6 protein-coding genes are annotated in these 9,242 nt (G+C 66.9%); 4 read left to right on the top strand and 2 right to left on the bottom strand.

What is annotated here, in order from left to right; genetic code table 11:
- Window positions 1-1,453: S-layer homology domain-containing protein (locus NZ849_RS10335; protein WP_295406914.1), on the bottom strand; the 1,453-nt coding region annotated here is incomplete at its 3' end.
- A gap of 593 nt (window positions 1,454-2,046) precedes the next feature.
- On the opposite strand from NZ849_RS10335, the gene glmS reads away from it, so the two are divergent.
- The 4 genes from glmS to NZ849_RS10355 all read left to right on the top strand — a co-directional run bounded on the left by glmS (window position 2,047) and on the right by NZ849_RS10355 (window position 8,757).
- On the top strand, window positions 2,047-3,861 hold the full coding sequence (gene glmS, locus NZ849_RS10340; RefSeq protein WP_295406917.1) for a glutamine--fructose-6-phosphate transaminase (isomerizing): 1,815 nt from the start codon (window positions 2,047-2,049) through the stop codon (window positions 3,859-3,861).
- A gap of 26 nt (window positions 3,862-3,887) precedes the next feature.
- Window positions 3,888-5,552, top strand: a complete 1,665-nt coding sequence (locus NZ849_RS10345) for an N-6 DNA methylase (RefSeq protein ID WP_295406920.1) — start codon at window positions 3,888-3,890, stop codon at window positions 5,550-5,552.
- A gap of 68 nt (window positions 5,553-5,620) precedes the next feature.
- Complete coding sequence (locus NZ849_RS10350) at window positions 5,621-6,535, top strand: hypothetical protein (RefSeq protein WP_295387805.1); 915 nt, start codon at window positions 5,621-5,623, stop codon at window positions 6,533-6,535.
- Between the two features lie 290 nt (window positions 6,536-6,825).
- Complete coding sequence (locus NZ849_RS10355; protein WP_295406923.1) at window positions 6,826-8,757, top strand: diguanylate cyclase; 1,932 nt, start codon at window positions 6,826-6,828, stop codon at window positions 8,755-8,757.
- On the opposite strand, the gene NZ849_RS10360 is transcribed toward NZ849_RS10355, so the two are convergent.
- The coding region (locus NZ849_RS10360) for a DUF305 domain-containing protein (RefSeq protein WP_295406926.1) at window positions 8,750-9,242 on the bottom strand (493 nt) is incomplete at its 5' end. The two genes, NZ849_RS10355 and NZ849_RS10360, sit on opposite strands and share 8 nt — an antisense overlap.

Below are 9,242 nucleotides of genomic sequence, written 5' to 3' on the forward strand. Positions count from 1 at the left end.
AGTCCCCCTGAAGAATCGTGTTGTTGTTGCTCTTGACGGCATCGGTGGAACCATCGCCGGCAACGATGGTGAACTTAGGGGAAAGGGGGAAGTTACGCGCATCCAGCGTGGCCACGAAGCCCCTGGTCTCGGCCACGTCACCCACGGTGCGGTTGTTGAAGAGGTAGGGGTTGAAGAAGAAGGTGCTATCGTCGTTGTTGTAGCGGATGCTGAAGGTCTGGCCTGCGAGGCTGCCGCTAACGCTCGCGCTGTTGAGCTTGAGCGAGCGGTCGGCGCTGGCACCCGGGCTAAACAGGTCGGCCCCTAGCCCCACCGTGACCTCGGTGATGGCCCCGCCAGGCCTGAGACCGAGGTTCAGGCTGGCGCTGCCTCCAGTGAAGTCCTGGTCGAAGTCGCCGCGACGGAACTCGTTGCGCCGGCGGTTCTGCGGGGTGTTATCTTGGGCGCCCGCGCCCGAGCTGAGGGCGTTGCCCGGGAAAAGGCGGTCGATATCGAAGTTAGCGCCGGTGTTGGTGGCGTAGCCGTAGGTGGCCGAGAGGCTACCCGTGAGGGTGGGGCGGGTGGCCTCCACCCGGCCCAGCCGGCTGTCCAGCCCGCTCACCCGGGTATCCAGCGCGCTCACCCGGTCGGCCAGACGCACCAGGTCGGCCCGCAGAGCGGTGGCGAACTCCTGGATGGCGGCCACATCCTCGCGGTTGGCGAACTCGTCGAAGTTGATCTCGCCCAGACGGTCGCTGAGCTGCCCCAGCTGCTTCTCGAGGGCGGTCACCCGATCCTGCAGGCTGAGCACATCCTGGTTCAGAAGAACGGCCAGCTCGTTTAGGGCCCGAATGCTGTCGGCATCGGCCTCGAGCTGGGTCTTGAGGGCGGCCACATCGCCTTCCACCGCATCCAGCCGCTCGGCCAACACTTGAGCCTGGGCCAGCGCGGTGTCGGCGGCTACCGAAGCGGCCTCTACCCGGTCGGCCAGGTCGGCCAGCGCAGCCTCATCTATGCCGGGGGCGGGTTCCGGCTGGGCGCGCATGGCCTTGAGCTCCTCAATGGCGGCCTCGAGCCGGGCGATGTCGTCCTTGGTGGCGGCGTTGTCCTCCAGCGCCGAAACGCGCACACCCAAAGCAGCTAGCTCAGCGGCCAGCTCCTGCACCGCGTTGCGGATGACGGTCAGGTCTTCTTCGCTCAAGCCCCCCTGACCGCTGCCCCGCACGCACTCACCGCCCTGCTGAATCTCGTTCAGCAGGCGCTGGAAGATGAGGGCGGCCTGGTAGCGGGTCAGGTTCTGGTTCCCCCGGAAGGTGCCATCGGGGAAGCCCGTGATGAGCCCGCAGGCTGCAATGCGCTCGACGGCTTCCTTGGCCCAGTGCCCGGCGGGTACGTCGGAGAACTGAGCCTGGCCGAAACCTAGACCGAGCACGGTCAGCAGCCCAGCCAAGTAAACAACCAGCTTCCTTTTCATCTTGCCTCCTCAGAGCTTCCCGCTCGGTTCGGGGCCGGGCGGGTTTGGGGTTGCGGAGGCGGGGCTTGCTGGGGGCGAGTTGCCGTGTTTCCTCTCCCAAAGGCCCACCTTCCGCAACGGATGGCCGGCAAAAGCTAGGCCCCCTCACCGGGCTTACCAAGCTCTCACCTTGCACATCCGGGGGAATCATAACCACGCCCTTGTCGGGCTGTCAAGTATGAACAGGCCCCCAGACGAAGAAACGGTAAGATGTTGAGGGGTCCGCCAGGGGCCCCGGAAAGGGGGAAACCAAAGGAGGAGCGCAGGGGGTGAGCTATCACCTCACGAGGTGGCGGTCTCCCTCAGGGAGATAAGCAGCCCAGCTGCAAAAGGTCGAAGGATTCCGCGGATGCCGCCAGGGAGCGGGCCCCTTCCTCTCCGCCGGCCAGAGCCGGTCAAGCCCCGGGGGAAAGCCGGAGGCGCGAGCGCCGGACAACCAAGGGGCAGGGCCCAGTGGGATGAGTGCGACAGGACCAGCGGCAGACCTCCTTTCCGCAGAAGGAGGGCAGGGTTTTTAGGCTGGGGCCGGGGCCCCAGGTTCTTGGGAGTTGCTGATGTGCGGAATCGTAGGGTATGTAGGTTTTCGCGAGGCCAGCGAGGTCATTCTGGATGGGCTTAGGCGCCTGGAGTACCGGGGCTACGACTCGGCGGGGCTCGCGGTAAAGGCAAACGGGCGTCTGGAGGTGGTCAAGCGGGCTGGAAAGCTCCAGGTGCTGGCCGACAGCCTCAAGGAGCACCGCCTGCGCGGCACCCTGGGGGTGGGGCACACCCGCTGGGCTACCCACGGGGCCCCCACCGACCCCAACGCCCACCCCCATATGACCGAAAAGGGCGAGATTGCCGTGATTCACAACGGCATCATCGAGAACTACCTGCCCCTCAAGGAGGGCCTGATTGCGCGGGGGCACACCTTCAGCTCCGAGACCGACTCGGAGGTGCTGGCCCATCTGATTGAGGAGAAGTACCGGGGCGACCTGGTGGAGGCGGTGCGGCTGGCCCTCTCGGAGGCCTACGGGGCCTATGCGCTGGTGGTGGCCCACCGGGACCACGAGGAGATTGTGGTGGCCCGCACCGTGAGCCCGCTGGTGATTGGGCTGGGGGAGGGGGAGAACTTTGTGGCCTCGGACGTGCCGGCCCTCTTGCCCTATACCCGCCGGGTCATCTTCCTGCACGACGGGGATATGGCGGTGGTGCGGCGGGAGGGGGTGGAGGTCACCGACCTGGCCGGCAACCCGGTGGAGCGGGAAGTGGTGGCGGTGGACTGGAGCCTCGAGGCCGCCGAAAAAGGCGGATACCCCCACTACATGCTCAAGGAAATCTACGAGCAGCCCCGGGTGCTGGAAAACACCTTGGGGGGCCGCCTCTACGAAGAGGAGGCCAGGGTGGAGCTGGGCCTGCGGCTGGAGCCTGCCCGCTACGACAAGGTGCACATCGTGGCCTGCGGCACGGCCTACTACGCGGGCTGGGTGGGGAAGTACCTGCTCGAGGCCTTGGCCCGGGTGCCGGTGGAGGTTGACGTGGCCTCCGAGTACCGCTACCGCGACCCGGTGGTGGACGAGCGAACCCTAGCCATCTGCATCAGCCAGTCGGGCGAGACCATTGATACCCTCGAGGCCATCCGCGAAGCCAAGCGGAAGGGGGCGGGCACCCTGGGGGTCATCAACGCCAAGGGCAGCAGCATCACCCGCGAGGTGGACGACACCCTCTACATCCACGCCGGGCCGGAGATTGGGGTGGCCTCGACCAAGGCCTACATCGCCATGCTGGCCGCGATGGGCATGCTGTCGGTGTGGATGGGCCGGGCCAAAGGCACGCTGGGCGAAAGGACCGCGCGGGAAATCCTGGGCGAGATGCGCAAGCTCCCCCGGCTGGTGGAGGAGGTGCTCGAGCAGCGCCCCCACGTTGCCAAGATCGCCGAAAAGTACCATCAGGCCCAGGACTACCTCTTCCTGGGAAGGCACATCCAGGCCCCCACCGCCTACGAAGGGGCCCTCAAGCTCAAGGAGATCAGCTACATCCACGCCGAGGCCTACCCGGCGGGCGAGATGAAGCACGGCCCCATCGCCCTGATTGACGAGCGCCTGCCGGTGGTGGTGCTGGCCACCCAAAGCCCCTTCTACGAAAAGACCCTCTCCAACATCCAGGAAGTGCGGGCCCGGGGCGGGCGGGTGATCGCGGTGGCTACCGAAGGCGATGCCGAGGTGGGGAGGTTTGCCCAGGACGTGATCTACGTGCCCAAGGTTCACCACCTGCTGGCCCCGGTGGTGAGCGTGGTGCCGCTGCAGCTCCTGGCCTACGAGACCGCGGTGCTCCTGGGGCGCGATGTGGACCAACCCCGCAACCTGGCCAAGAGCGTGACGGTGGAGTAGGCCCAGCCTGCAGTTAGCATTTGGGCATGACCCTGGAAGCCTTCACCACCTCCCCCCAGGGCGAGGCCGCCAAGGCCCTGGGGGCCTACTACACCGATGCGCGGGTGGCCCGCTTCCTGGTGCGCTGGGCCCTGCGCGCCCCCCACGAAACCCTGGCCGACCCTGCCTTTGGCGGAGGGGTCTTTCTGGCCGCGGCCAGCGAGCGGCTGCAGGAGCTAGGTGGCCGCCCAGAGGCGCAAATTTTCGGCGTGGAGGTAGACCAGGAGGCCCACCGCCGTGCAGCGAGGTTGCTGGAGACCCAATTCTCCGTGCGGGCGACCCACCTCCTGTGCAGCGACTTCTTTGAGCTCGAGCCCGCCGCGCTTCCGGTGGACGTTGTGGTTGGAAACCCCCCCTTCATCCGCTACCAGCGCTTTTCTGGCCGGGAAAAAGCCCTTTTTCGGGCCGCTGAGCAGGGGGTGAAGCTCAGCGGACGGGCAGGCTCGTGGGCGGCCTTCCTGGTCCACGCCACTGCCTTTCTGAGGCCTGGCGGACGGCTCGCAATGGTCCTCCCGGCCGAGCTGGGGCACGCCCGGTACGCCCAGCCGGTGATCGAGCACCTGAGAAGCGCTTTTGAGCGGCTCTGGCTGATCACCTTCCGCAAGCGGCTCTTCCCCCACCTGGGCCAAGATACGCTGCTCCTGCTGGCCGAAGGGCGGCAGGAAAGGGGGGCCGCCCCCTTGGCGGAGGGGATCCACCTGCTGGAGCTGGAGGGGCCTGCCGACCTGGACGGACTGCGGCTTCCGCCCAGGGCCGGGCGGAGCCTGGAGCTTTGGTCTCCCGACGCTGGAGGCCGTCTGCCCTTCTACCGGCTTCCCCCCAGGGTGCGAGGGCTCTACGAGGCCCTGGTCAAGGCCCCTCAGACCTTCCGGCTGGGCGAGGCAGCTGAGGTCGGTATTGGCTACGTGACCGGGAACAACGGCTTTTTCCACCTGAGCCCCGAGGAGGCGAGCGGTTGGGGCATCCCCCCTCGGTTCCTCAGCCCCTCGGTGTGGCGGGCGGGGGCGCTGGGGGGCCTGCGCTTCACCCAGACCGATTGGGAACGGGCCACCTTGAGGGGGCAGGCGGGGTTCTTGCTGCACCTACCCCCCGAGGCCCAGCTGCCCCCCAAAGTGCAGGCCTACCTGGCCAAGGGCCAGGCCGCGGGCGTTCCCGAGGCCTACAAGTGCCGGACCCGTTGCCCCTGGTACAGCGTGCCCTGCGCCGTGAAGCCCGAGGCCTTTCTGACCTACATAAGCCGCGACTCACCCCACTTGGCAGCGAACGAAGCGGGGGCTGTGGCCCCCAACAGCCTGCACGTCCTGCGGCTCAAAGCCCCCAGCCCAAGCGCTCTGGCCCTGGCCGCGCTCTGGCAAACCTCCCTCACCCGGCTCAGCGCGGAAATTGAGGGCCACCCCCTGGGCGGAGGGGCCCTCAAGCTCGAGCCCGCCGAGGCTGAGCGAACCCTTTTGGCCGGCCCCGGGCTTGGGCCAAAGCGGCTTCTGGAGCTGGCCCTCGAGCTGGACGCCCTGCTCCGGGAAGGCCGGCCAGAGGAGGCCCGGACCCTGGCTGACCGGGTTGTCCTGCGGGAGGGGCTCGGCCTCGAGGAGAAGGAGGTGGCGCTGCTGGCCCAGGCCCAGCACCTTCTGAGCGAGCACCGAAAGAGGCGCTAGGGCGCAAATATCACAGAAGGGCCGCATCCTCCCGGTTACCCTGAAGAGCGGGGGAGGTCCCAACGTCCATGCTAGAGCTCCACACCAACGCCCCAGCCCACTGGCCCCGGGTCCGGCTGGAGGGTCTGATCCCCAGCAATGCCCCGGAGGTACAGACCGCCAACCGGCTGCTGTTCTCCACCACCATAGAAACGGTGTTCCGCCGCTCGGGAATCCAGGTGCTGGAGGCCGACGTGCTGCGCCTCACCCGCGAGGGGGTTCTGGAAATACCCCTGCGGGTGCGGGACGGAGAGCTCGAGTACGACCTCTTCTTCTACCCCGTGGCCGACGAAAAGTCCGCCGCGCACTACGTGGCGGTTTACGAGCTGGCCCAAAAATGGGGCCGCCTTCGGCCCATCTTCTACAGCACCGACGACCTCCTGGCCATCTACCCGGCGGAAATAGAGCCCGTGGCCCGGCGCGACCGCCTCTACATCCAGGCCACCCTAAGCGCCCCCAGGGGGCAGTACGCCATGTGGTGGGCCGAACGGCCAGGGGAACTCTTCCACTACAGCCCCACCTACGACCTTTTTGACCGCATCTACCGGGAAATCAACGGCCTGGAGATGCGGGCTTTTGCCCTTATCCTGCTGGAACTCGGAATGATACGGGAAGAGTATGAGTTCACCGCCTCCTCCCTCACCGACACCACCGTGGAAATCCCGGTAGAAGGCCCGGAGGGGGTGCCCCTCATCATCACCTTCTCACAGCACCGCGGGGTGCGCTTCCACTTCCACATTGAGCGCACCAGCGCGGAGTATCGCGACCTGTTTTTGAACCTGTTCCTGCTCCGCCTCAAAACCTGGCGCAAGGAGGCCGAGCTAGCCCAGCTTCGGCGGCTGGACAGCCCCTCCTACATCTGGTGGCGCGAGCTGGGCAAGCGGCTGCGGATGACCGATACCGGCGAGCAAGCCATCAGCGCGGTGGGCTCCATCCGGCGGTAAGAACCCAGGCCCCACCCCCAACGTAACGGCCCGGGGGTGGTTCGCCTGACGTAACGTTTATTTGTCTCCCCTATTGCCGGGGTTCCCGGCTAGATTTGGTTCCAGAGGGGCACCAGCATTTGGAAAGGAGGCCGCATGCGAAAAGCTACATTTCCCCAAAAACTACCCTTTGCAGGGAATAGCCCGATGTCAGACCAGCCAAAGCCACGCTGGCCCGAAGCCCCTGTCCACCCCAACCAAAAAGGAGGGGTCCCATCAACGAGCAGATGCCTTCGGGCCGGAGGGTGGAAATGCCCGTCTACCCTAGCCTGAGGACCCTCCTCGAGCCCCTGGATAGCCCCGCCCAGGCCCGGGAGAGGGTTCTATCGGAGCTGCTGCGCCCCCTGCCGGAGGGCAGCCAGGCCTTTTGGTGGGTGGAAGATGGGGGGCGCTTCAGCCTCCAGACCGCCCTCGGGCTGGCCGGGATGCCTCTGGGGGAGGTGGGGGTGGTGGAGGAAGCCGCCTTTCAGAAAGGCTACCCGGGGCCGGTGGAGGGGTGGAGCCAGGGCCTGCCCGCCGCAGAGGTGGGCCCCCACCTTCTCCAACACCTTTCAGTCCAGCTCCCAGCTTCGCCAGAGCCCCCTGTGGGACAAAATCTCCTGCTGCCCTTGGTCCTGGAGAGGCGGGTCTGGGCGGTGCTGCACCTATATGCCCCGTCCCCCCTGGACGAGCCCCGGCTGAAAAGGGCAATCCAGTCCGCACAGGCTGTGGTTCCCCTTCTCCAGCAAATCCACCGCTGGGAAGCAGCTGAGCGCAAGGCCCTCTGGCTCTCGGCCATCAACACCCTGCTGAGCCACCCGGAGCCAGAAAGCCCGCCGCCCCTCGAGGCGTCGGCGGCTACCTGGCTCAAGTCCCGCCTCCAAGACGCCCTGGAGGAGGCTACGCGCCTCGCTCGAGCCGAGGGGGCCCGCCTGGTGGCCTTCAAGGAGGGCCAGGTACACACCCTGGCCCAGGCCGGATGGGACGCTGGACTTCCGGTTGAAACGGCCCTTAGGGCTGCTCTAACCGAACAGCTGGGAGAGGGCCGGCGAATCGCCCTGCCCCGCTACGACCTGTACCCCGCCCGCCACCCCGAACTGGTAGAGGCCGGGCTGCACAGCCTATTCATCCTGTCCGTCCCCTACCAAAGCCAGGCCCTGCTGCTTTTCAGCAGCCAGGCAGGTTGGTTTCCAGACGCCGAGACCCAGGAGTTCCTGGGGGAGATGGCCACGGCCCTGGGGGTGGTGCAGAGGGAGTGGGCCCTGCGGCAGGAGCTGGCCTGGGCCGCCTTCACCGATCCCTTGACCGGCCTGGGCAACCGCCGGGCCTTCGAGCGCGACCTAGAAAAGCTGCCCCACCGAGCAAGGGGGCGCCTGGCAATGCTGGTGGTGCTTGATCTGGACAGATTCAAAAGCATAAACGACAGCTTCGGGCACATCCACGCCGACCACGTGCTGGTGCGGCTGGCCGGGGTGCTGCGCTCCCGGGCCCGGGCGGGCGACCGGGCCTACCGGCTGGGGGGCGACGAGTTTGCCCTGATCATCGAAGGCCCCCCCAGCCTCAACCCCAGCCGCATCGCGGAGCGCTACCGGGCCCTTGTGGAGGAGGTTCGCGTCTCGGAAAGCGTCCACCTGCAGGTCAGCCTGGGCTACGCGGTCTACCCCAGCGACGCCCCGGACACCGAGGCCCTCTGGCGGCTGGCCGACCACCGGATGTACCAGGACAAAGCCTCGCGGAGGAACCGGGCCTCCCAGACCCCTCCCCCTCTAATCCCGCACGAAACCCTCCTGGTCCGGCTGGCCCGCCGCATGGGCCAGGCCTTGGGGTTTAGCCCCGCGGAAATGCAGGGGCTCGAGGCGGGCTGTTATCTACTCCAGCTCGCCTTGGGCGAACTCTCCTTGGGTCCTGTAACCCTTTCGGACAGCCTGCTGCGGGAGGGCGCGCGAATTCTGGTCTTTCTGCATCAGCACCGGGAAGGTGGGCGCCCCTCCAGCTGGACCGGCGAAGCCATCCCCCGGGCGGCCCGCGTGCTCCAGGTAGCCCACTGGTTCACCCAAGCCCTAAAGGAGGTGGAAGGGCGGAGCGCCCGAAGCGTGGAGGAGGCGCTCGCCGCCCTTCAACAGGAGGCTTCGCCCTACTTCGACCCTGACGCCGTCTCGGCGCTGCTCTCCTTGCGGGAATGGCTGGAGGAGCTGGTCACCTGAGGGCCTGCAACCACTGACGATACTGCCCAATCTCGCGGCTTTGCACCTCAATAACCCCCTGACAGAAGCGCTTTAGCTCAGCCCGGGCAGCCCTACGCAAGCAGGCTTTGGACATGTCCACCGCGTCCTGATGATGGGGAATCATGCCCTCCAAAAAGGCCCGGTCTACCGACATCGGGTGGCCCGGCGCCCGCATGCCCACCATGGCGGAGTCCATCATGGGCTTCATGTCATCCCGCATCATCCGCATGTAGCGCGCGCTGGGGGCCACGCCATACCAGGCCTTGAGCCAGGCGGTGAGCTGGGCGATCTCCTTGTTTTGAGCGGTCGCGATTTCCTGGGCGGCCTTGCGGATGCGGGCATCTTTGGAGACCTGCAGGATGGCCCGGGCCATCTCCACCGCGCCCCGGTGGTGCTCAATCATCATGGACATGTAGGCGATGTCGAAGGCCTTACCCGAAAGCCTGCTCAGCTCGGCCGTGGAC

Source organism: Meiothermus sp. (genome assembly GCF_025060375.1).
In the GTDB taxonomy this organism is placed as follows: domain Bacteria; phylum Deinococcota; class Deinococci; order Deinococcales; family Thermaceae; genus Meiothermus.

Bases quoted from the DNA above. Each gene is read 5' to 3' on its own strand.
- glmS (WP_295406917.1), top strand. From the start codon at position 2,047: ATGTGCGGAATCGTAGGGTATGTAGGTTTTCGCGAGGCCAGCGAGGTC.
- NZ849_RS10345 (WP_295406920.1), top strand. From the start codon at position 3,888: ATGACCCTGGAAGCCTTCACCACCTCCCCCCAGGGCGAGGCCGCCAAG.
- NZ849_RS10350 (WP_295387805.1), top strand. From the start codon at position 5,621: ATGCTAGAGCTCCACACCAACGCCCCAGCCCACTGGCCCCGGGTCCGG.
- NZ849_RS10355 (WP_295406923.1), top strand. From the start codon at position 6,826: ATGCCCGTCTACCCTAGCCTGAGGACCCTCCTCGAGCCCCTGGATAGC.